Source organism: Halomonas qinghailakensis, from assembly GCF_025820815.1.
In the GTDB taxonomy this organism is placed as follows: domain Bacteria; phylum Pseudomonadota; class Gammaproteobacteria; order Pseudomonadales; family Halomonadaceae; genus Vreelandella; species Vreelandella qaidamensis.
The window spans coordinates 2,716,380-2,740,038 of the sequence record NZ_CP096973.1 but is presented as its reverse complement, the minus strand read 5'-3'; the positions used below and the strand labels follow the sequence as shown (position 1 = coordinate 2,740,038).

Here is a 23,659-nt window from a genome sequence, read left to right as displayed (position 1 = left end):
TATCAACGCCATCACACCAACCACGACAACAGCATAAATTGTATTAACAACAATAACGTAGAGGTGATCACAGGCCTGCCAATGTGCTACAAAACAAATCCCTTGCCTATTTTACGTCTAGGTAGGGCGCGCAATGTACGCAAGGCCTGATAGAATCGCCCCTTTTTTCGCGCCAGCCGCAAATCAAGCATCTGTTTTAAACCTGTTGCTGCTGCGGCAACCCTGTACTGGAGCCACTGTTATGGCTGATACGCCTACTCCCCTTGAAGTACGCAATATAAAAAAGCGCTTTGGCGATACAGAAGTTCTTAAAGGCCTCTCTCTCGAAGCCCAAAAGGGTGATGTTATCACTCTAATTGGTGCCTCAGGGTCTGGCAAAAGCACCTTCTTACGCTGTATGAACCTGCTTGAACAGCCCGACGAGGGCGAACTTTTCGTTCACGGCGAGCAAATTCGCTTTAAAACTACCAAGCATGGTCGCGAACCCGCTGATTGGAAGCAGGTCGTACAAATGCGTGCCAAGCTGTCGATGGTGTTCCAGAGCTTTAATCTCTGGGCACATATGACGCTGCTTGAGAACATCATTGAAGCGCCTATCCATGTGTTGGGCAAACCTAAAAAAGAAGCCGTCGAGCACGCTCGTGCACTGCTTGAACGGGTAGGACTAAGCGCGCGCGCCGATGCTTATCCTGCACAAATGTCGGGCGGTCAGCAGCAGCGTGGGGCAATTGCCAGAGCACTCGCGATGGACCCAGAAGTGATGCTGTTTGATGAACCAACGTCTGCCCTCGACCCCGAGCTAGTCGGCGATGTTTTGAAAGTCATGCACGGCTTAGCAGAGGAAGGCCGTACCATGGTAGTGGTGACGCATGAAATGAGCTTTGCAAGAGATGTATCCAGCAAAGTGATTTACCTCCACCAAGGTTTAGTAGAAGAAGCTGGCGCACCGGCTGATGTACTTGGCAACCCGCAGTCACCGCGCTTGAAGCAATTCCTAGCCCCTAAATATTGATCAGCGAGGCATACCATGCTTGATTTGCAAGGTTACGGCCCCCGCCTAATTGAAGGGGCAGGAGTCACCATTCAACTAGCGGTGCTATCGCTGATACTGGCCATTGTGCTTGGCCTATTAACAGCAACGGCAAAAATGTCACGCAATTGGTTTTTACGGCGCACCGCAACGGTCTACACCACCGTAATTCGCGGCGTGCCGGATCTGGTGCTGATGATGCTACTGTTCTTTGGCGGGCAAATCGGTGTCAACGCCATTAGTGACATGCTCTACTACAACTACGAAATTGATATTTATATTAATTTCAACGCCTTTGCGGCGGGTGTTATCACCATAGGGTTTATTTTCGGTGCCTACATGGGCGAAACCTTCCGCGGTGCTTTCATGGCGGTTGATAACGGCCAGATTGAAGCAGGTAAAGCATACGGCATGAGCAATGCCTTGGTGTTTCGGCGTATTCGCTTTCCACAAATGATGCGCCACGCACTGCCTGGCTTGTCCAATAACTGGATGGTACTGCTCAAAACAACCGCACTCGTATCAGTGATTGGCTTAACTGATATGGTCCGCGTGGCCGCAGAAGCTTCCCGAGCCACTCACGAACCCTTTGCTTTTCTACTTCCTGTTGCAGCGGTTTATTTGCTGATTGCTAGCGTCTCCGAATGGATTTTTGTGCGGCTACAAAAACGTTACGACATTGGTTTTGGGGGGCAGTGAGATGCTGGATATTTCTGCGTGGTTCAACGACCTGCTGGCTGGCAACCTGATTTTCACCCCTACCACCTTAGGCTATTACTGGGAAGGGTTAGTCACGACAACTCAGCTTGTCTTTCTTTCGCTGATTGCAGGGTTAATACTTGCCGTACCACTGGCCATCATGCGCAGTTCGAAGCGCAAGTGGATTAGCTTGCCGGTCTATTTTTACACCTATGTATTTCGTGGCACACCGCTACTGATTCAGCTCTATATTATTTACTACGGCGTTGTGTTTATCGACGGCATCCAGGAAACCTTTTTGTGGCCAGTCCTACGGGAAGCTTTCTACCCTGCGTTAATTGCCTTCACCCTTAACACGGCGGCATACACCACCGAGATTTTCCGTGGAGCTATCAAAGCCACGTCTAAAGGGGAAATTGAAGCAGCCAGGGCCTACGGTATGTCCCAAAGCCTAATGATGCGACGAATTATTCTGCCCAGTGCCTTCCGGCGCGCCCTGCCCGCCTATGGCAATGAAGTGATCTTCATGCTGCACGCCAGCGCCATTGCTAGCGTTGTTACGTTAATGGATCTTACCGGTGCTGCGCGCTTTGTTTACGCCCGTTTTTACGCACCGTTTGATGCCTTCTTATTCGTCGCAGCTATCTACCTGTGTCTTACGTTTGCCATTTTATATTTCTTCCGTTTTTTGGAGAAAAAGCTGCTGGCCCACTTGCGGCCGCAAAATACCTAGCCTCACCAACGGTTAACCACATACGCCTGCGGCGAGGAAACAATCTAGGTTGGTTTAACGTCAAACAAACGTTAGTTCTTAGTCACGCTCCCTCTTTTCGTTCGTCCCAACCTAGGGTACGTTAAGAGGGATTCTATTTGGTGAACCTGTTTCTTACGGAGTATAAGAATGAAAAAATTACTAACAGTGTCTGTGCTTGGCTTAGCAATTGCGGCGGCTTCTTCTGCTCACGCGCGGGATTACGATCATGTTCGTATTGGGGTTGATGTTCCCTACGAGCCGATGGAATACCGCACCGCAGAGGGTGAGCTGACCGGTTTTGATATTGACCTTGGCAACGCCCTGTGTGAGCGCATTGGCGTCACCTGTGAGTGGGTTGAGCAAGAGTGGGATGGTATTATTCCTGGCCTGATGTCGCGTAACTACGATGCCATCATGTCCTCAATGACCATTAACGATGAGCGTCGTCAGCAGGTGCTGTTCTCCGACCCCTACATCACCATGCCGTCTGCTTGGTTCGCTCCCAGCAGCTTAGACATCAGCGAAGCCAATGAAGAAACCCTAGAAGGAAAAACTATTGGTGTTCAGCGCGGCACGCTGCAAGATAATTACGTGACCGACAACTTCAGTAACGTTGCTAGTATCAGCCGCTACTCCACCGCCGACGACATGGTGCTGGATATGGAAGCGCAACGCTTAGACATCGTGTTCCTCGACTTCCCGATTGGGCAGTCTACGCTGTTAGAAAGTGAAGAAGCGGAATACGTTGTGGTCGGCGAGCGCATCAGCGAGCCAAAAGAGTATTTTGGTGACGGCTTTGGCATCGCTTTCCGTCAGCGTGATGAAGCGCTAGCTGAAAAATTCAATGAAGCCCTTGCTGAGCTTCAAGAAGATGGCACTTACGATGAGATTTTTACTCGCTATTTTGGCGAAGAGTAAGCGCTAGTAGCCTATGTATGCCTCTCCATTGGAGAGGCATATAACGCGAGAAGCCATCATGCATACACATCACTTTTTAGCGCCAGTGCTGTTGCAATTGCCAGCTATATGCGCGCTCCGCCCAGGTACTAGCGGTGATATCGCTTGCTTTTACCTGAGCGAATGGTTCGACGAATAGCCTTCCCCTCTTGGCACGCCCGTGCCATCCCACGCCCCTGCGCGTGATCTTTGTAATGCGGAAATAACGCATTACGACCCTGCGCTTAGCGCACCCCACATGCTTTAGCTCATAAAAAATCGCCGCTAGGCATGTAATCAATACCTAAAAAACGCTTCAGGAGACGACTATGCGTTATGCAACGCTGCCCCTTGCCGCTATTTTAGCGGTTGGTTTTTCGACGACTTTTGTTACCCAACAGGCTGACGCCCGAGACTACGATGACATTCGTCTCGGTGTCGATGTCCCTTACGAACCCTTTATGTACCGTGAAGCAGACGGCACGCTGACTGGCTTTGAAATCGAACTGGGTAACGCAGTCTGCGATTACCTAGAAGCCAACTGCACCTGGATCGAACAGGACTGGGACGGTATTATTCCCGGCCTACTCGCCCGTAACTACGATGCCATTATGTCATCCATGGCGATTACCGATGAGCGCGCCCAGCGCGTGCTGTTCTCGGAGGCCTATTACACAACACCCAGCGCGTGGATCACCACACAAGAGCGTGATATCGACATTGAAGACCGCGCTAGCCTGGAAGGTCTGACCGTCGGTGTTCAGCGGGCGACGCTACAGGATAACTACGTCACCGAGCTCTACGGTGACGTACTGGAAATCCGCCGCTATACCGGCGTAGACGATGTGGTGACCGACCTTATGGCCGGACGATTGGATCTCACCTTCATGGACTACCCAATTGCTGAGGCCGCGATTGATATCGATACGCCAGACAGCGACTTCCAGCGCATTAGCGACTTCATCAAACAGCCAGAGCATATTTTCGGCAAAGGGGTAGGTGTCGCCTTTCGCCAGCGTGACGAAGCCCTGGCAGAGCGTTTCAACGAAGCATTAAGCGCGCTGAAAGAAGATGGCACTTACGATGAAATTATGAACCGCTATTTCAACTACGATGTACGCTTGTAAGTACGTTTTATAAGTACGGTTTATAAACACGATCTCTGCGCCGACCGTTGGTCGGCGCATGTTCACCACCTGCTAATACCCCCTGGGAAGTACATGCTGACTCTTGTTAAAAACGCCCAGCTTTTCTCGCCAGAACCCCGCGGCCTGTGCCATCTACTTATCGCTGACCAGCGCATTGCAGCGGTAATAGACGCCTCCGAAGCGGTGAACTTAGGGCCATTAATTAGCACCGTCGATCTTGAAGGGCGTCGGGTCATTCCTGGTTTGGTCGACCCTCTGGTGCACTATATTGGTGGCGGCGGTGAAGGTGGTTTTGGCAACCGAACGGCAGAACTCAGCCTGCAAGATGCCTACGCCTCTGGCGTCACGACACTGATTGGTGCCTTAGGTACCGATGCGCTGACGCGCACCCCGGCCAATTTAATTGGTAAAGCCCGTGAACTCTTAGCAGGTGGCTTAACCGCTTATGCTTACACTGGCTCGTATCAACTTCCCCCAGTCACACTCACCGGTTCTATCGCCAGCGATATCCTCTATATTCCAGAGTTTATTGGCGTGGGCGAAGTCGCTATTAGTGATCACAGAGGCTCACAACCCACCACCCAAGAGCTAACCCGACTAGCCTCAGATGCGCGTACCGCAGGCTTGCTGGCAGGAAAATCAGGGATTGTTTTCATCCATACGGGCGATGCCGACTCACACCTGGAACCGCTGCGCGAGGTTGCCAAGCACAGTGCTATTCCGCTCTCACAATTCTACCCCACCCATATCAACCGCACCGCTGACTTATTCGAAGATGGCCTACGCTTCGCCCGCGAAGGCGGGTTTATCGACTTCACTACCAGCACCACGCCTGAACTATTAGCAGGCGGTGAAGTACCAGCATCAGAAGCGGTCGCTAGAGCGCTAAAAGCGCGTATTGACCCGAGCCAGATAAGCCTATCTTCCGATGCCAATGCCTCACTGCCAGAATTTGACGAACAGCACCGTTTTGTTGGTCTAAAACCCGGTAAACTAAGCAGTCTGTTCGAGGTGCTGGGTGAATGTATCAATGAACATCACATCACTATGGAGCAGGCGCTGAGATGTGCTTCAACAACCGCTGCGGACATCCTAAAGCTGCCCCGTAAAGGGCGTCTAGAAGAAGGAGCAGACGCCGACTTTATCGTGCTCGCAGAAGGGCGCTGGGCGATTGACCAAGTATGGGCCCTGGGCAAATCAATTTACGGTAGTAACCCTTAAGGTTGAACGACCAACCGACATTCCCAGACACCTTACCACCTGACCGAGTACCGAACTTGCTCAGCCAAATTGAGTCTGTAAACCAGTATAAAATTCACAAGGAAGTCTCATGGCTGAACAAACTACTGCAAACGTATCCTCCGAGACAGCTCCAGCTCGCGATATGCGCCCCTCATCTCACTGGACTGCCTGGGGGCAATGGCTGGCGCTATTCACCATGACCGTGGATCACCTTACCCGCTATGTGTTACCGGGAGACTGGGACTTAAGCTGGGCGGGTTCTTCGATTGGCCGTATTGCGTTTCCCTTATTTGCGGCCATGGTAGCCTGGCACGGGCTGTTTAATACCCGCAACCCACTGCGTTACTCACGACGCATACTGGTTATTGGCCTAGTGGCTCAGCTTCCTTATATGCTGATGCCGCGCTCGTCTGACGATTTTATTCTTAACGTCTGCTTCACCCTTGCCTGCGGTCTAGCGCTGGGAGCCTTGGTTCGCCAAGGTTGGCAGCACTATCAACAGCAGTCCCTTGAGTTAGCGTGGTTACTGCTAGGCGCAGCAGTAGGCGTAACCGTTTGGTATTTGCTAGGGTTCTGGGTCGAGTACGGTCATAACGGTTTGCTACTGATCCCGCTCTTAATGTTTGCTATGCAGGCGCTAAGTGAAACCCGCGACGCGCTGAAGTCGCGCTTATGGGCAGGTTTAGCCGCGTTTCCCGCACTTTGGATAGCCGGTCAAATGAATGCTTCCGACATGGCCAAATCATTTACCGTAGGCACCTGTGTAGTGGTGCTCATGCTTGCAGCAGGTGCCGCCCAACGCGTCCCTCCTGTTGCTTTGGCCATGCCCCGTCGCCTGTGGCTTGCTTGGTATCCAGGTCACTTTGCGCTAATTGCATTGTGGCTGTTGCTTAGCGGTCAGCTGGCGGGGTAATGACAGGCTCTGCGATACGCTTATTTACTTCTTCGCTCATCCAGGGTTGGTAACGACGCAGCCGAGCCCGACCCTCGGTTTTGGCCTGATACATTGCAATATCTGCCTGTTTTAATACGTCGCTATGGTCACACTTAGACGCATTAAAACAGGTGTACCCCATGCTCGGCGTTACCGTTAACCAGCGTTTTTCCAACCGATACTGTTCTGACAATACCTGCTGAACTTTACGCATATAACGCTCGGCCTGTTGATCCAGCTCCTCTGAAGCAAGCTCTTCAAATAATGCTAACAGCACAAACTCATCACCACTTAAACGCGCAGCTATGTCACCCTCGTTCAAACACTGCTCTAAGCGCCTTGCTACTTGCACCAATAAATCATCGCCTGCCGCGTGGCCTAAGGTGTCGTTAATCAGCTTAAAACGATCCATATCCAAAAACATCACTAACCCAAAGCGCTGCTCGCTAATCCGCTCATTACACAGCTTTTCTAAGCGTTCAATAAAGAGTCGGCGGTTAGGTAAATCGGTCAACGCATCATAGTAAGCTTGGCGATAAATAATTGCTTCGTTGCGTTTACGCTCAGTAAAGTCCTCTATAATTGCCACCCCACCAATCATTTGGTTACTGGCGCTTAGCACGCCGTTAAAAAACGCCCTTAGCGGTATCCCAGCAGTTGCTTTTGGGAACCGGTAAGTGCCTTCGTAATAGCCCGTACCTTTTTCTAGCGCATCATTAACGGCTTGCGCTACCTCATGATCAGCAGAGCGGGCCAGCATGTGGTAGCCAATCAACTGTGCCCGCCCAACGCCTAAAATGTCCAACAGTTTACGGTTGCAGTCAGTAATCACTCCCTGCTCATTGAAGTGCAATACCCCTAGCGGTGAGTGCTGAAATATAGAACGATAGCGATTCTCGCTTTCTCGCAGCTGCGTTTCCCGCGAGGCCATGCTTACCCGCAGTGCAATATTGTCGTGAATAGTGCGACTAAAACGGCGGCTCGTAGTGACAATCAAGCCTAAAAAAAGCACCAGCATTAAGCCAATCAATACAGAGAGCGGCGAACCCTGTAGTAAAAACTGCAGCTTTAGGGGCAGCAAAATTGGCAACACGAAACCTAGCGCGACCCACCAAACAGAAGAAAGCGTGGTAACGCCTCCCGCAGAGATACCCGCCAAAACAATCGAAAGCGCCGCAATTTGTCCCGGATGGTCATGGCTAAAGAGCAACAGACCTGTGGCTCCCCAGACACAGCCAGATGTAATAGCGCCAATAGCAAACCAGCGCAACCAGCGGCGGCGCTGTTGATGCGCAGCTGGCAAGCGCTTAAAACGCTGCGCAAGCAACAAACGCAGTCCAGAAATCGCGGTAAGTGTTATAAACCAACCAATTAACAAACTAGCGTCCACCACTGGCCACATCGCAGCTATCAAGAGCCCGCCGGCTGCCACACTACTTAACACTGGCTGCCAAAGATTATCGTAAAGCAGGCGCACTTTTTCACCGCGTAAGCGCAGTTGTGTTAAATGGTGTTCACGCTGATAGTCACTGCGTAGACCCGAGGCAGTCGCGGTTTCTCTTACGGATGCTCGTCCAGAAATCGTCGCAGGGGGTGCCATACAAACTTCCTTTTAATAAGCTGGTTTATAAACCAATCTTTTTAGTTCATTGCATCTATTCCTTTGCTATCTCTTTTAGCACGTTTACCAAGTAAACGTAGCCTATTAACTCAATAAAAAAGCCGCCAGAAATAGGCGGCTTCAACAGTGTTCACTATTAAAATTAAAGCGATGCTTCAAAACTCCACGCCACGGGCGGAGCTTCCGGCAGTAGTGTGTGGCAGGCACGCACTTTTTCAAGCAGCTCGGCATGCGTGTCAGCGACGATATTCACATGTGCCAGCTTCCGCCCTGCCCGCTCTTCCTTGTCATAACGGTGCAAGTGCGCATTGCTAATCGCCAGCATTGCGGCATTGTCGCCTTCGTGCCCAATCACATTCACCATACAGGTCGGCGCAATGGCTTGGGTGCTGCCAAGCGGCAGGCCTTGAACAGCACGCAGATGATTCTCAAACTGGCTAGTGACCGCACCGTCCATGGTCCAGTGACCGGAATTATGCACCCGTGGAGCCATTTCGTTAGCCAACAGGCTGCCATCACGCGTTTGAAATAACTCCAATGCCATCACACCTACGTACTCCAGCTCATCCAACAGCATGCGAATGTAGCTGTCAGCAGTCTCTTGAACGCTGGCTGCTAAGTCCGGCAGTGGCGCAACCGAATAGCGCAGAATGCCATCCACGTGCTGGTTTTCCGCCATGGGGTAAAACACCACTTCCCCATCGCGACCGCGCACGGCAATCATCGAAACTTCCCGCACAAAATCGACAAACGCTTCAACAATCAGTTGGCGATGACCAATGCTGTTCCACGCCTCTTCCGCCTGCTCCGGCGCTTTTAACACCGCTTGACCTTTACCGTCGTAGCCTTCGGTGACCGACTTGGCAACCACCGGATAGCCCAACTCATTGGCCGCCGCTTCAAGCTGCTCAGCGCTTTCAACCACACGGTAAGCAGGCGTCGGAATTCCTAAATGGTCAAACAGCGCTTTCTCTTCTACCCGGTTTTGACACACCGCGATGGCACGGCTTCCTGGGTAAACAGGCTTGTGCTGTTCGATTTGCTCTATCAGCGCGACCGGCAGGTGCTCAAACTCATAGGTCACGACATCGACCTTATCGAGAAATTCTGCCAAGTGCTGGTTATTGGGGTCGACGATGACGTCGCCAATACCTGCGCTCGGGTTGCCGGTAGTGTCTAAAAACGTGAAGCGATTACCTAGCGGGTAGCCCGCCAGCGCCAGCATGCGGCCCAGCTGGCCTGCGCCTAATACGCCGATGTTTTTTGAAATGCTAGCGTTCATGACCAGAACTCCTTAGTTCGCTTCCGCATCAGGCCGTGGGTCTGGGTTATCCAACACCAGTTGGGTTTGCTCAGCGCGGAAGGTCTCAACCGCTTCGCGCACGGTACTATCTTGCAAACCAACAATCTGTGCCGCCAATAAGCCAGCATTGGTCGCGCCCGCTTTACCAATCGCCAGTGTGCCAACAGCAATGCCGCCAGGCATCTGGGCGATGGAAAGCAGCGAATCTAGGCCTTTCAGCGCTTTAGATTCCACCGGCACGCCTAGCACCGGCAGCGCCGTTTGAGAGGCCACCATGCCGGGCAAGTGGGCAGCACCGCCAGCGCCAGCCACAATCACTTGCAGGCCGCGTTCAGCAGCGCTTTTAGCATAGTCGAACAGCAAGTCAGGGGTACGATGGGCAGAGACAACGCGGGTTTCATAAGGAACACCTAGCCGCTCTAGCATCGCCACTGCGTGCTCCATGACGGGCCAATCAGATTTCGACCCCATGATCACGCCCACTTTAGGTGCGCTGTTCGACATGCAAAAACTCCTCGGCCAAAGGCCTACGAAAGCAATAAAGCGTTTAACAAGCCGCTAACCACAGGCGGCTTACCAGGAAATTAGAAGGCGCATAGTCTACCAGAGCGTGTGCTTTTGGGCGCGTTTGTAAATAGATCGAAATTTTAATCAAAGTAGCATTGAAAAGCGCGCGACTTGGCGGCATTGTGTGATTGTCATTTCAGACTGATGGAGTCCCATGAGTACGGCATACTCAACTGCTCACGCAGACACGCTAGATCCTCCGCGAAGCAGCCCTGACCTCGATGTCAGGGATTTAGAAAAACGTACGCGCCTTATGCGTATCATTACCCGCCTGATCGCCGTATCAGATTTGGGAAGCCGCGAAATCGCCCGCCGGGCGGGGCTTCCAGTGCAAAAGATCAGCGACCTACTCGCCGGAAGGCTAGAGCATTTAGGCATTGACGAACTCAATGTCTTACGTCGCACTCTAGAGCTGGAGACGCCATAGCAACAGTTGCTACCTAACGTCACTATTCACCCCATATTTATCTTTTATTTACTATCAGGCTGGCCCATGGGCTAGCCTGTTTTCGTTTTAAAACAGATCGTTAGCGCTTTAAGATTAAGGGAGCATTAAGAAACCTGCACTAACCCATTGACACGCATCAATTTTTTATACAACCAAAGGCGTAACCTTAGCGTATTCACCTCATTCGCCTGCAACAACGACGTTTTATTAGCGACGTTGGTAACAGCGACATTTTTATTAGCTAAGGAGGCGTTATGGACGCCATACGCCGGTCGTTACTAGGCCAGCTGGCTCGCCTAAGTGCAGGCGCTGCCCTAGTACCGTTTTCCAGCCTTGCCAGCGCAGGCATCAATCAGCAGCCTGTTCGTCGCGAAGGCGACCCCACCAAACGTTATGGCATGTTGATTGATCTGCGCCAGTGTATCGGCTGCCAGGCCTGCACCGTATCGTGTCATATCGAAAACGCCGCGCCGTTAGGCCAATTTCGTACCACAGTTGCCCAGTATGAAGTGCAGCATCAAGAGAGTGGTGAGCTAGCTACGTTTATGCTGCCCCGGCTGTGCAATCACTGCGAAAACCCACCCTGCGTGCCAGTTTGTCCCGTTGAAGCGACCTACCAACAGCAAGATGGCATCGTTGTGGTGGATAGCGACCGCTGTGTCGGCTGTGCGTACTGCGTTAACGCCTGCCCCTACGATGCACGCTTTATTAACGAACGCACTCAAACCGCCGACAAATGCACGTTCTGCGCCCATCGTCTAGAAGCTGGGCTGCTACCCGCCTGTGTTGAAAGCTGCGTAGGCGGCGCGCGGATTATCGGCGACATGCGCAATCCAGACAGCCAAATCAGCCGTCTGATCAACGAGCATCGCGACGCCCTTATGGTGCTACAGCCAGAAAAAAACACCCTCCCCCAGGTGTTCTATTTAGGTATGGACGAACGATTCACCACACGCCCCGTGGCAGAACCCGTGGCGCTTGAAGTGCTCGACCCCCACGGCCAGGAGATGGGCTATGAATTCCACCATTGAATTACTCGCACCCCGTTACGACATCGCCTGGTATCCCTGGGCGGTACAGTACTTTTTTATGATCGCCGTCTCCTACGCGAGCCTATGGCTAGCAGCCCCGGCATTAATCTTTGGCAAAAAAGCCTGGCTGCCCACCGCACGTCTAGCGCTCATCGCCTGCGTCAGCACAACGTTAGTCGCACCGGTGGCTCTATTAGCAGACCTGCACCAGCCACTGCGCTTCTGGCACTTCTACGCCTATGCCAACACTCACTCGTGGATGTCGATTGGCAGCGTGGTACTGCCGCTCTATCTGATCAGCGTCTTAGGCTTCGCCTGGCTGGCCTGGCGTCCCGCACTGCAAGCTCAGCAACAGGCAGCGGGGTTCAGCGGGTTGATCGCCAAGTGGCTGAGCATGGGCAGTGGTTCAACGCCCAAAGTACTGGTGGCAATAGTGGGGTTAGCCGCCTTGTTACTGTCTAGCGGCATCATGCTCTATACCGGCGCGGAACTGGCTATCGTCAAAGCTCGCCCCTTATGGAACACAATTTGGCTACCGCCCATGCTGGTCGCCACCGGATTTATCGCCGCCGCTGGGTTAGTACTGGTGTTAAACCGTGTGAGCGGTATCTGCTCATCCGCCACCACCCGGCAAATGCTCTATGTCCTGTTGGCCTTTTGTGCACTGGCAGGGCTTATCGCGCTTAGCTGGCTATTAGATGGCCTGAATGCCCACGTTGGCTCAGTGGCGGCGGCGCTGGAGTCTGTCCGCTACAGCCCCTCTTGGCGCAGTACCGCACTGTGGGGTGGCATTACCGGCGTTGCGCTATTTGCCAGCATTGTATTTCTAGTAACGCGTTCAGCAAAGCGCCAGCCAGCACTGTTTGCCTGGGCATGGTTGTTGGGACTGGTGGCCATTCATATGGGCTGGATGTTCCGCTGGGTAGTGCTGATGGATGTTCAACACGTAGCCCGCAACAGTGCAGGTTTCCACCACTACGGCATTCCTGCTGGCTCTTCCGGCATCTTAGGCATTGTCGGCACCTTCGGGCTGTGGCTGGCGGCCATTTTACTGATCGACCTATTACTTCCGTGGCGACAGGCCCAACAAGGTGGTCAGCTATCCGCCAACGACCAAGACGCGTCTCGCGCCCCACTTACTGCTAATAAAGGAGCGCCTAGTCATGGCTAAGTCTGCTCAAGACCCCTCACGCCGTCGCTTTCTAAAAGGGGCTGCTGCCGCTGGCGGTGCCGCTACCTTTGCAGTGGGCTACGCCGACCCGCTAGCCAAAATGGCCAAAGGCATTACCGGCAGCGCCGGTGAAAAACCGCTGCACAACATTCATGGCAACTCGTTAACGCCTGAATACCGCGTTGATTTAGCGACCGGCGAACTCACCCTAACACCCGACCAGCGGGTCGCTTTTACCATTTGCTACGGCTGCACCACCCAGTGCGGCGTGCGCGTGCGAGTCGATGACACCCGCGGTGAAGTGCTACGAGTCTCTGGCAACCCTTATCATCCGCTTTCTGCCGATGACCATTTGCCTATGCGTACGCCGGTGGCGGATGCGCTGCGCAGTGTGAGTGCTTACGCAGAACAGGGCCAAGTCAACCGCTCTACCGCGTGTGCCAGGGGCAACGCGATGATGAGCCAAATTACCAACCCATTTCGTGTCGACCACTGCCTTAAGCGGGTCGGTGAACGAGGCAGCCGCGAGTGGCAAAAAATATCGTTTGAGCAACTGATCGAGGAAATTTGCGAAGGGGGCGACCTGTTCGGTGAAGGTCAGGTAGACGGCCTGCGTGACATTCGCGACCATGACACGCTGATTGACCCCAACAATCCGGAGTACGGCCCCAAGGCTAATCAGCTGATGGTCATGGAAGCCACCGACTACGGGCGCTCAGATTTACTTAAACGCTTCACCTTAAACGCCTTTGCGACCCGCAACTATGGCCACCATGGCGCTTACTGTGGTTTGGCATTCCGCATGGGCTCTGGGGCAGTGATGAACAACATCGTCACTAACGCTCACGTAAAGCCAGATATACAGAACGCACGCTTTATTATGTATATCGGCTGCGCGCCCAGCCAAGCAGGCAACCCGTTTAAGCGCCAGGGCCGCTTGATTGCACAGGCACGCGCCGCCGGTACGCTGGAATATGTGGTGGTAGACCCTGCGCTGAACGCTGCCACCTCCCACGCCGCTGATAACAATCGTTGGGTACCTATTCGCCCTGGCACCGACAGCGCCTTTGCCATGGCGCTTATTCAGTGGCTGCTGGAAAACGACGGCTATGCGCAGGCGTTTCTTGAACTGCCCGGCCAAGCTGCCGCCGATGCAGCAGGCGAAACCACCCACTCCAACGCCACGCATTTAGTGATTGATACCTTCGAGCACCCGCGCCGGGGTTACTTTTTGCGCGCCAGCGACCTTGGTTTTGCCGACCCAGGTAGCGATGCCGACATACCGGTAGTGGTGTCAGAGGGCGAACTCGCCCTAAGTGAAGAGGTAATGACCGCCGAGCTGTTTGCCGAACGTCCAGTCACCCTGGCGGATGGCACGACGGTCACCGTCAAAACTAGCCTTGCGCTACTGCGTGAATCCGCCAATGAGTACGACATAGATACCTACGCTGAACATTGCGGCATTCCCAAGGCAAAGATTATCGAGCTTGCCCAACGTTATGCTAGCCATGGCAGAAAAGCCGCCGTTAACTGCCACGGCGGCATGATGTCAGGCAATGGCTTTTACGCCGCGTTTGGTGTGCAAATGCTTAACTTGCTGGCTGGCAACTACAATATGAAAGGTGGCAGCGCCGTGGGTGGCGGCACCTACAGCGGCACCGGCGAAGGCCCCCGCTACGACCTCGCCAACTTCCCTGGCAAGCGTGGCCCTCAAGGGGTGTTTCTCTCCCGCTCACGTTTTCCCTATGAGAAATCATCGGAGTATCAGCGCAAGGTCGCGGCAGACGAAAGTCCTTACCCTGCGAAAGCCCCCTGGCGCTCATTGGCACCGCCAACGCTTACCGAGCACTTACCTTCCGCGCTGGATGGCTACCCCTATCCCATCAAAGCGGTGATTGGCTGTATGGCTAACCCGATTTATGGTCAAGCTGGCCTGAAAGGTGTGATTGTCGATAAGCTGAAAGACCCCAAGCGGTTAGGTCTATTTGTGGCCGTTGATGGGTTTATCAACGAAACCAACCGCTACGCCGACTACATTGTGCCTGATTCGGTAATGTACGAAGTATGGGGCTTTGCTGGTTCCTGGAAAGGCACCCTGGGCAAACTCTCCACCGCCTGCTGGCCAGTGGTAGAACCCCGCCAGCAAAAAACCGCCGAAGGCGAGCCAGTATCTATGGACAGCTTCTTTATCGCCGTTGCTAAACGGCTAGGGCTGCCAGGCTTCGGCGACAACGCTATTCCCGATGCAGATGGCAATCTTCACCCGCTCAACCGCGCTGAAGATTACTACCTACGGGCGGCCGCCAATATCGCCTTTCAAGATGAACCGCTGCCAGAAGCGAGCGCCGCAGACATTACTCACGGCGGCATTGCCCCGCTGCTGCCCAAACTCGAACGTACACTTAAAGCCGACGAGCGCGGCCGCGTTGCCTATCTTTACGCCCGGGGCGGGCGCTTCGAGGATGCCAGCGAACACTTTGTCGGCGAGCACTTGAAGCACCAGTGGAAAAGAACGCTGTGTATTTACAACGAGTCGGTAGGCACCAGCATTGATACCACTAACGGGCTCCCCAACAGCGGCGTGCCCTGTCACAAGTTGCCCCAGCTCGCCAACAAGCGACCCATGCGCGAGGTATTTACAGAGCAGGAGTGGCCGCTGCTAGCGTTTTCATTCAAATCTAACCTGATGAACTCTTACGCCATTGGCAACGAGCGGCTAAGAATGATCAAGCCGTACAATCCTGTGCAAATGCACCGCCAAGACGCCGAGCGCTTCGGCATCCAGCATGGCGACACCATCCGCATTGAAAGCCCAGGCGGAAGCGTCGTGGGGCTTGCGCTGGTTAGCGAAAGCGTTGTGCCCGGCGCATTGGGCATTGAACACGGCTACGGCCATCGGGATTTAGGAGCCACACCGCATACCATTGATGGCAAACCTCAGCCAGATATGCCCTGGATGCGGGCCGGTATCAACATCAACGACCTAGGCTTTCAAGACCCAACACGGGAAGTAGGCGGTACATGGCTAGAACCCATCAGCGGTGCCAGCGTGCGCCAAGGCTTACCGGTTAAAGTGAGCCGCGTGTAACGTGGATGGGGTAGTGACGTTACATAGCGATCACTACCCCACCCAAGGCGATGACAATCACCACCATCCACGCAGGCAGTTTCCAAACGGTCAGCAGTAAAAACCCCGTCAACGCCAGAACAAATTCATAAGGCCCAATAATCGCGCTGGTCCATACTGGTTGATATAGCGCCGCGCCTAAAATACCCACCACTGCCGCGTTAGCGCCGCGCATCAACGCCTGGGCGCTCTGCCAGCGGCGAAAATGATTCCAAAAGGGCAACACCCCCACCAACAGCAAAAAGCCAGGAATAAAGATCGCCAACAACGCCAGCAGCGCACCCACCACACCATTCATACCGGGCAGTAATGCGCCTAAGTACGCAGCAAAGGTGAACAGCGGCCCTGGCACCGCCTGGGCAGCCCCATAGCCTGCCAAAAACTCATCTGCGGTAATCCAGCCGGATTGCACCACTTCCGCTTCCAACAGCGGTAAAACCACATGCCCACCGCCAAATACCAGCGCGCCAGAACGATAAAATGCATCTGCTACCGCTAGCCACGCGGCGCTACCGGCCAACAACGGCAGCAAACCCAGCAGCGTCGCGAATACCACTAACGCGATAGTGCCTGCACGGCGAGATACCGGAAAATGCAGTGGTTCGCTAGGCGTAGCAGTAGCCACCATACGGCACAGCGCCAACCCCGCTAGGCCACCCAGCACAATAGCGGCGACCTGCCCCAGCGGCCCGCTGACCATGACCACAACAAACACTGCCGCCAGCGCAATCCCCACCCGGGTTTTATCGGGGCAAAGGTTACGCGCCATGCCCCACACCGCGTGGGCCACAATGGCCACAGCCACCACTTTTAAGCCATGAATAATGCCGCTGGCAATCGGGCCATCCAGTACCGCCGCGCCAAACGCGAACAGCACCAATACAATGGCGGAAGGTAGCGTGAACGCTAGCCACGCCATGGCCGCGCCCCAAGGGCCAGCGCGCATTAACCCCAAGGCAAAGCCTACTTGGCTACTGGCTGGCCCCGGCAAAAATTGGCACAGCGCCACAAGATCTGCGTAGGCGCTTTCGCTTAACCACCGGCGGCGCTCCACAAAGGCCGTACGAAAATAGCCTAGGTGCGCCACCGGCCCGCCAAACGAGGTCAACCCCAACGCCAAGAACGCCCAAAACACCTCGCTTACCCGACCGTTCAGATGCTGTTTTTCAGCCATAGCGTACGCTACCCCGTGTGAACAAAAGGCCTAACCTACCTATTAAAACTGACACGGTGATGACAATGTGCACTATCACCCAGTCGGATGAGCCGCCACCGCGGGTGCGCTAACGCTTACGCCGCGCTACAAAACCTGCCTATTCAATGCGTTAAGTAGCGCGTGGTAACGAATATCGCGAGGAACGAGCGAATGAGGCACCCGCGACAGGCGGCGGAACGACGCCCATCGCCGCTACTCCCAACCTCCGCGGGTGCGCTAACGCTTACACCGCGCTACTAAACCTTCCCATTCAATGACTTATATGCAGATTAATCGGTAACCGCACCCGTGCTGGCAGAGCTGACCAACTTGGCATACTTCGCCAGCACACCTTTGCGATAGCGCGGTTCTGGCTGCTGCCAGGCGGCACGGCGACGCATCATTTCTTCATCACTGATGTCGACATCAATGGTGTCGGCTTCAGCATCAATGGTAATGGCATCACCATCTTGCACCAGCGCCAACGGGCCACCATCGAAGGCTTCCGGAGACACATGCCCAACAACAAAGCCATGGCTGCCGCCGGAGAAACGCCCATCGGTAATTAGCGCCACATCATTACCCAACCCACGCCCCATAATGGCAGAGGTTGGCGTAAGCATTTCGCGCATGCCGGGTCCGCCTTTCGGGCCTTCATAACGAATCACCACCACATCGCCTGCCACCACGGTGCCGTCGTTAATGCGCGCCTGGGCTTCTTCTTCAGAGCCAAACACCCGTGCCGAACCGCTAAAGCGCGTTCCTTCTTTACCCGTAATTTTGGCCACTGCGCCTTCCGGTGCTAGGTTGCCAAACAGGATACGCAGGTGGCTTTCGGCTTTAAGCGGGTTACCCAGCGGCGCAATAATCTGTTGATCCATAGGGTAAGGCTCAACGTCTTCCAGGTTTTCGGCCAGCGTTTTACCCGTCACCGTTAAGCAGTCGCCGTGCAGTAATCCAGCATCCAGCAAAATTTTCATCAACGGCTGAATACCGCCAATCGCCACCAGCTCGCTCATCATATAGTGGCCGCTGGGGCGCAGATCAGCGACCACCGGTACGCGCTTGCCAATCTCAGTGAAGTCAGAAAGCGACAGTTCAACGCCAATGGTGCGCGCCATGCCAATCAAGTGCAGCACCGCGTTAGTCGAGCCACCCAGCGCAATCACCACGGTAATCGCATTTTCAAATGCTTCGCGGGTCATGATGTCAGAAGGTTTGATGTCACTGGCCAACAGCGCCAGCACGGCCTCACCTGCCGCTTTGCAGTCATCACGCTTGTCTTGGGAAATGGCGTTCTGCGCCGAGCTACCCGGCAGGCTCATACCCAATGCTTCAATGGCAGACGCCATGGTATTGGCGGTGTACATACCGCCACAGGAACCCGGGCCAGGAATCGCGGTTTCTTCGATGTTTTTGAGCTCGATCAGATCAATATCACCACGGGAGTGCGCACCCATCGCCTCAAATACCGACACGATATCGGTATGGCCTTTACCGGGCATAATAGTGCCACCATACACAAACACGCTGGGGCGATTCAGCCGCGCCAAGCCCATCACGCAACCCGGCATATTTTTATCGCAACCACCGATAGCCACCAGCCCATCAAAGCCTTCACAACCCGCTACGGTTTCAATGGAATCAGCGATCACCTCGCGGGAAACCAGCGAGTACTTCATGCCTTCCGTGCCGTTAGCGATGCCATCGGAAATAGTAATGGTATTAAAGATCACCCCTTTGCCACCCGCCGCGTCGGCACCGTCACGGGCAAACTCAGCCAACTCACCAATGTGGCTATTGCACGGGGTCACCATGCTCCAGGTAGAGGCAACGCCCACCTGGGGCTTAGTAAAGTCATCATCGTTAAACCCCACCGCCCGCAACATCGCGCGGCTGGCCGCTTTGCCAGGGCCGTCCACTACTTGAGAAGAGTGGCGGCGGGTATTGTTAGTAGGCTCGGTCATAGGGAGTTCCTCTTTGCTTGACTCACATCGCGTTACGCACGGTATCCGCATAGCTTGGCGATATAACGCGCATCCCGCAAGACACTTAACTTATGGCACCATAGTGCTAAGCGCTATTCCCACTGCCTAATGCCGCGAAGGAACACCACCGCATGCCTGCCAATTCACACGGCTCACCAACACCGTTCTCGCCAACGTCGCTTACCCCTGGCTTTATGGTGGTGCACGCTAACCGCCTGGAAGACTTGCGCGGGCTGGTGGTGCAGTGGATGCGCTTGCACCCGTTGGGGCCGCTGGAAAACGAGACCATTCTGGTGCAGAGCAACGGCATTGGGCAGTGGTTAAAACTAGCGCTGGCGGAAGACCCAGAAAACGGCGGCGCAGGCATCGCCGCCGCGTTGGATGTCATGCTGCCTGCGCGGTTTCTATGGCAGGCCTACCGCACGGTGCTCACCCACGTTGATCAAGATGGTGACGCGGTACCTGAAACCTCGCCGTTTGATAAATCGCGCTTGGTATGGCGGCTGCTGCGCCTGCTGCCCAGCCTATCTGGGCAGGAAGTGTTCGCGCCGCTGGCACAGTTTTTGGAAGTCGACCGCGACCAGCGCAAACACTACCAACTGGCCGAGCGGCTGGCGGACTTGTTCGACCAGTATCAGGTCTACCGCGCCGACTGGCTGGATGCCTGGGCCAACGGTGACGACGTACTGATAACCGCTCGGGGCGAACCCCGCCCGCTGGAAGAGCATCAGCGCTGGCAACCTGCGCTATGGCGCATACTGCGCGAAGACGTTGCCGCCACCCAAGGCGATGCAGGTCTGAACAGTAGCCGCGCCCAGGTGCATCGGCGCTTTTTGAACGCCACTGAACAGCTGGAAGGCCAGCCCTGCCCGCGCGGTTTGCCTCGGCGGCTAATTATTTTTGGTATTTCATCGCTGCCCCAACAAACCCTGGAAGCGCTAGCGGCGCTCTCGCGCTGCTGCCAAATCGTGCTGTGCGTGCACAACCCCTGCCAGTTCTACTGGGCGGATATCATCGAGCACAAGGATTTACTGCGCGCCAACCGCTACCGCCAGCGGCGCAAAACCGGTATGCCTGAAGCGCTAGATGTACTGGGCACTGGCGACGCCGACGATGCCCTGCATCTACACGCCCAGCCGCTACTCGCTGCCTGGGGCAAGCAGGGCCGCGACTACCTGCGCCTACTAGATGAACACGACGATTCGGGCAACTACCAAACCTTGTTTGAGCAGCAGGCGCTGCGTATTGATATGTTCGAGCCGTTTAACGGCGTTGATCGCGACTGCCTGCTCAGCCAACTCCAAGATGATATTCGCGAACTTCGCCCCGTGGCGGAAACCAAAACTCACTGGCCCGCGCTAAGTTCGGCAGATGACTCCATGGTGTTTCATATTGCCCATGGCCCCCAGCGGGAAGTTGAGATTCTTCACGACCAGCTGCTAGCCGCCTTCAGTGCCGACCCCGATCTGCGCCCACGGGATATCATCGTGATGGTGCCAGACATCGACCGCTACGCGCCGCATATCGCCGCAGTGTTTGGCCAGCTACAAAACGATGACCCGCGGCATATCCCCTACACGCTTTCCGACCAAGCCAGCCGCCACCGCCTGCCGCTAATGATTGCCCTGGAAAAGCTGCTGCGCTTGCCAGAGCTGCGTCTTTCGGTCAGCGATTTGCTGGATCTGCTCGATGTGCCCGCTCTGCGCCAGCGCTTTGGGCTTGAAGAGCGCGACCTGCCGGTGCTAGAGCGCTGGATGGAAGGCGCAGGCATCCGCTGGGGGCTGAACGCCAAGCAGCGCCAGACTCTCGAACTTCCTGGCGGGCTAAGCCAAAACACCTGGGCCTTTGGCCTGCGCCGCTTGCTGCTGGGCTACACCGTGGGCGAAGGCCACGCATGGCAAGGCATTGAACCGTTTGACGACATCGGTGGGCTGGAAGCCGGCCTTGCCGGACCGTTAGCCACCCTGCTGGAAAAGCTCGAAGAGACCTGGGAAACCTTCTGCCAGCCCACTGATCCCGCCAGTTGGGTAGCGCGGCTGCGCACGCTGCTAGAAACCTTCTTTCTTACCGACGACGCCCAAGAAAGCGTGATGCTCACCAAGCTGGAAAACGGTTTGCAGCAGATGCTGGAAAGCAGCGCAGAAGCTCAATTAAACGACCCGCTGCCGCTTTCCATGGTGCGCGAACACTGGCTGGCACAGATTGATGAACACAGCCTTTCCCAGCGCTTTCTAGCAGGTGCGGTTAACTTCGCCACGCTAATGCCCATGCGCGCTATTCCGTTTAAGCGCGTGTGCCTGCTAGGCATGAACGACGGTGAATACCCACGCTCCCAGCCACCGCTAGATTTTGATTTAATGGGTAGTGACTACCGCCCCGGCGACCGCTCCCGCCGGGAAGACGACCGCTACCTGTTTTTGGAAGCGCTGCTCTCCGCCCGCGACCAGCTCTATATAAGCTGGGTCGGCAGAAGCCAAATCGACAACACCCCGTTACCGCCTTCGGTGCTGGTCGGCCAACTGCGTGACCACCTAGAAGCAGGCTGGCAGCTCGAGAACGGTACGCCGCTGCTGGAAGCGCTGACCACCGAGCACCCGCTGCAGCCGTTTAGCCGCGTTTACTTCAACAACGCAGCAAACCGACTCTTTACCTATGCACATGAATGGCGCGAGGTACACGCACCGCGCACGCCTCAGGCTGCCCAAACCACACTTCCCCCACCGGAAAACACCCCGACCAGCCTGACGCTTGGCCAATTGGGCCAATTCCTGCGCGAGCCAGTACGCGCCTTCTTCAATACCCGGTTGGGGGTATATTTCGAGCAGGAAGCAATTGCCGAGCTGGACGAAGAACCGTTCGCCCTGGATGGCCTGCAAAACTGGCAGTTACAGGACCAACTGATCGCCGCCCAGCGCTACGCCATTGATCGCGGCGAGCCGCGCATCGAAGCACTGCACGCAGCCCTGGAACGCTTTCAGGGCCAAGGTGTACTGGCTATGGGCGCCTTTGGCGAGCGCATGCGCGATGCGTTAGCAGAACCCATGGAAGCGCTGTTCACCGGCTATGAAGACGCCCTAGGCGCTTGGCCGATTGCGCTAGGTGACCCAGAAGCCATTCACTTGGAAGGCAAGAACGGTATTACGCTTGAAGATTGGCTAGGCGAACTACGCCAGGATGATGCGGGCAACCGCTGCCGCCTGTTATTACTCAGCAGCAGCCTGGTCAAAAACGGCAAGTACCAGTGGCATCTGCTGCTGCGCCACTGGGTTGCGCATTTAGCTGGCAACCTCAGCGGCCCGATGACCACACAGCTGCTTTCCAAGGCAGGCAATATCACCCTGGAACCTGTCGCTGCCGACACCGCCCGCGCCCACCTGGAAACCCAGCTAAACGCCTGGCAACACGGCTTAGAAGTGCCGCTTCCGCTGGCCCCCCAGGCCGCCTTTGCGTGGCTGACAAAGCTGGGCACACCAGACATTGCCACTGAGAAAGGTCAGGAAAGCGACGCCTACGCCGCTGCCGTAAAAGTCTATGAGAGCGGTTACAAAACCACCGGCGAAGTCGAACAAAGCCCTTATCTTGGCCACCAGTGGCCACGCTTCGAACGGCTGTTTTTCGACCGCATAGAAGCATCTGATGATGGCCAGCCACACACCTTCGCCACCCTGACAGACGCCCTCTACGCCCCGCTATTCAAGGCCGTCAAAAAGCCAGAGGGTAAAAAGCCGGAGGGTAAAAAGCAATGAAACGCCAGAAGGCCATCAGCGATACACCTTGCTTAATCGACCATCTCTACATAGAATTGTATGTATAATAAAACATATTTTAATACGTGTAGTTTAATACATCCAGAGGTTAACCATGGCCACCTTACTTGAACGTCCAGAAGACGCGGTCTCAGCGACTGCCATGGCGCGCACCTTCAGCGCTCGACTCAAAGAAATATCATCACGTTCGACGGATAGACTCGTGGTGTTCAAGGATAACCAGCCTGCCGCGGTACTGATGAACGTTCAGGCCTATCAGGATCTCGTTGATGAGCTTGAAGACCTGCGTATTGAGGCTATCGCCCGAGACCGCCTAGCGAGCTACCAGGCAAATCAGGCCGTCTCGCACGATGACATGCGCGCTCTATTTAGTCAGAACGATTGAGCCATGGCCTGGCATCTGCGCTATCACCCTGATGTTCAAAATGATCTCACCCGGTTGGGCTCCGCTGCAGCGAATCGCCTCCTTGATGTTATTGAAGAGAGGATCCGCGACGGCGAGCCTGACAAACTCGGCAAACCCCTTCGAGGCGCTCTAGCAGGCTGTAGGCGGATGCGTACGGGTAATACGAGAATCATCTATAAAGTGGATGGATCCGCTATCCAAGTGCTCATCATAGCGGTAGGAGCCCGGCGGGATGACGAAGTGTACGAACTTGCCAACCGGCGTATATAGCCAATCGGGCTTGTGTCTTGCT

19 protein-coding genes are annotated in these 23,659 nt (G+C 55.0%); 14 read left to right on the top strand and 5 right to left on the bottom strand.

The features are described from left to right. Positions 1-241: 241 nt before the first annotated feature. From M0220_RS12665 to M0220_RS12635, 7 genes are all read left to right on the top strand, one after another. The gene (locus tag M0220_RS12665; RefSeq protein WP_030073361.1) at positions 242-1,012 is read left to right on the top strand and encodes an ABC transporter ATP-binding protein; all 771 of its coding nucleotides are present in this window, start codon (positions 242-244) and stop codon (positions 1,010-1,012) included. 15 nt (positions 1,013-1,027) lie between these two features. Further along, the gene (locus M0220_RS12660) at positions 1,028-1,729 is read left to right on the top strand and encodes an ABC transporter permease (protein WP_030073363.1); all 702 of its coding nucleotides are present in this window, start codon (positions 1,028-1,030) and stop codon (positions 1,727-1,729) included. Position 1,730: 1 nt separating this feature from the next. Next, positions 1,731-2,462 carry an ABC transporter permease gene (locus M0220_RS12655; RefSeq protein WP_030073365.1) on the top strand — a complete coding sequence of 244 codons (732 nt, stop codon included), beginning with the start codon at positions 1,731-1,733 and terminating at the stop codon, positions 2,460-2,462. Positions 2,463-2,630: 168 nt separating this feature from the next. Next, positions 2,631-3,401: a transporter substrate-binding domain-containing protein gene (locus tag M0220_RS12650; RefSeq protein WP_030073369.1), complete on the top strand. Its 771-nt coding sequence runs from the start codon at positions 2,631-2,633 to the stop codon at positions 3,399-3,401. Between the two features lie 347 nt (positions 3,402-3,748). Beyond that, on the top strand, positions 3,749-4,546 hold the full coding sequence (locus tag M0220_RS12645) for a transporter substrate-binding domain-containing protein (RefSeq protein WP_264017813.1): 798 nt from the start codon (positions 3,749-3,751) through the stop codon (positions 4,544-4,546). 93 nt (positions 4,547-4,639) lie between these two features. Continuing rightward, the gene (iadA, locus tag M0220_RS12640; RefSeq protein ID WP_264017812.1) at positions 4,640-5,788 is read left to right on the top strand and encodes a beta-aspartyl-peptidase; all 1,149 of its coding nucleotides are present in this window, start codon (positions 4,640-4,642) and stop codon (positions 5,786-5,788) included. Positions 5,789-5,897: 109 nt separating this feature from the next. Then, on the top strand, positions 5,898-6,722 hold the full coding sequence (locus M0220_RS12635) for a conjugal transfer protein TraX (RefSeq protein ID WP_264017811.1): 825 nt from the start codon (positions 5,898-5,900) through the stop codon (positions 6,720-6,722). Here M0220_RS12635 and M0220_RS12630 read toward each other — a convergent pair. The 3 genes from M0220_RS12630 to purE all read right to left on the bottom strand — a co-directional run bounded on the left by M0220_RS12630 (position 6,700) and on the right by purE (position 10,171). Beyond that, positions 6,700-8,343: a sensor domain-containing diguanylate cyclase gene (locus M0220_RS12630; RefSeq protein WP_264017810.1), complete on the bottom strand. Its 1,644-nt coding sequence runs from the start codon at positions 8,341-8,343 to the stop codon at positions 6,700-6,702. The two genes, M0220_RS12635 and M0220_RS12630, sit on opposite strands and share 23 nt — an antisense overlap. Positions 8,344-8,506: 163 nt before the next feature. Next, positions 8,507-9,646 (bottom strand): 5-(carboxyamino)imidazole ribonucleotide synthase, encoded by a 1,140-nt coding sequence (locus tag M0220_RS12625; protein WP_264017809.1) that lies wholly within the window; start codon positions 9,644-9,646, stop codon positions 8,507-8,509. 12 nt (positions 9,647-9,658) lie between these two features. Continuing rightward, positions 9,659-10,171 carry a 5-(carboxyamino)imidazole ribonucleotide mutase gene (gene purE, locus M0220_RS12620; protein WP_030073381.1) on the bottom strand — a complete coding sequence of 171 codons (513 nt, stop codon included), beginning with the start codon at positions 10,169-10,171 and terminating at the stop codon, positions 9,659-9,661. Positions 10,172-10,388: 217 nt separating this feature from the next. On the opposite strand from purE, the gene M0220_RS12615 reads away from it, so the two are divergent. The 4 genes from M0220_RS12615 (at position 10,389) to M0220_RS12600 (ending at position 15,972) form a co-directional block, all read left to right on the top strand. Next, positions 10,389-10,661: an XRE family transcriptional regulator gene (locus M0220_RS12615; RefSeq protein WP_030073383.1), complete on the top strand. Its 273-nt coding sequence runs from the start codon at positions 10,389-10,391 to the stop codon at positions 10,659-10,661. 275 nt (positions 10,662-10,936) lie between these two features. Further along, complete coding sequence (dsrO, locus tag M0220_RS12610) at positions 10,937-11,713, top strand: sulfate reduction electron transfer complex DsrMKJOP subunit DsrO (RefSeq protein WP_030073385.1); 777 nt, start codon at positions 10,937-10,939, stop codon at positions 11,711-11,713. Then, positions 11,697-12,884 (top strand): NrfD/PsrC family molybdoenzyme membrane anchor subunit, encoded by a 1,188-nt coding sequence (nrfD, locus tag M0220_RS12605; RefSeq protein WP_264017808.1) that lies wholly within the window; start codon positions 11,697-11,699, stop codon positions 12,882-12,884. The genes dsrO and nrfD overlap by 17 nt, the downstream gene beginning before the upstream one ends. Beyond that, entirely contained in the window at positions 12,877-15,972 is a 3,096-nt protein-coding gene (locus M0220_RS12600; RefSeq protein ID WP_264017807.1) for a molybdopterin dinucleotide binding domain-containing protein, read from the top strand. The genes nrfD and M0220_RS12600 overlap by 8 nt, the downstream gene beginning before the upstream one ends. Positions 15,973-15,991: 19 nt before the next feature. Here the strand turns inward: M0220_RS12600 and chrA are convergent, their stop codons facing one another. Next, complete coding sequence (gene chrA / locus M0220_RS12595; protein ID WP_264017806.1) at positions 15,992-17,185, bottom strand: chromate efflux transporter; 1,194 nt, start codon at positions 17,183-17,185, stop codon at positions 15,992-15,994. 311 nt (positions 17,186-17,496) lie between these two features. Beyond that, the gene (ilvD, locus tag M0220_RS12590) at positions 17,497-19,173 is read right to left on the bottom strand and encodes a dihydroxy-acid dehydratase (protein ID WP_030073394.1); all 1,677 of its coding nucleotides are present in this window, start codon (positions 19,171-19,173) and stop codon (positions 17,497-17,499) included. A gap of 152 nt (positions 19,174-19,325) precedes the next feature. Here ilvD and recC point away from each other — a divergent pair, with 152 nt between their 5' ends. From recC to M0220_RS17420, 3 genes are all read left to right on the top strand, one after another. Continuing rightward, positions 19,326-22,940, top strand: coding sequence for an exodeoxyribonuclease V subunit gamma (gene recC, locus M0220_RS12585; protein WP_264017805.1), 3,615 nt, complete (start codon positions 19,326-19,328; stop codon positions 22,938-22,940). A 115-nt stretch (positions 22,941-23,055) separates the two neighbouring features. Beyond that, positions 23,056-23,346, top strand: a complete 291-nt coding sequence (locus M0220_RS12580) for a hypothetical protein (protein WP_264017804.1) — start codon at positions 23,056-23,058, stop codon at positions 23,344-23,346. 3 nt (positions 23,347-23,349) lie between these two features. Further along, entirely contained in the window at positions 23,350-23,637 is a 288-nt protein-coding gene (locus tag M0220_RS17420) for a type II toxin-antitoxin system RelE family toxin (protein ID WP_030073398.1), read from the top strand. The last annotated feature ends 22 nt before the right edge of the window (positions 23,638-23,659 follow it).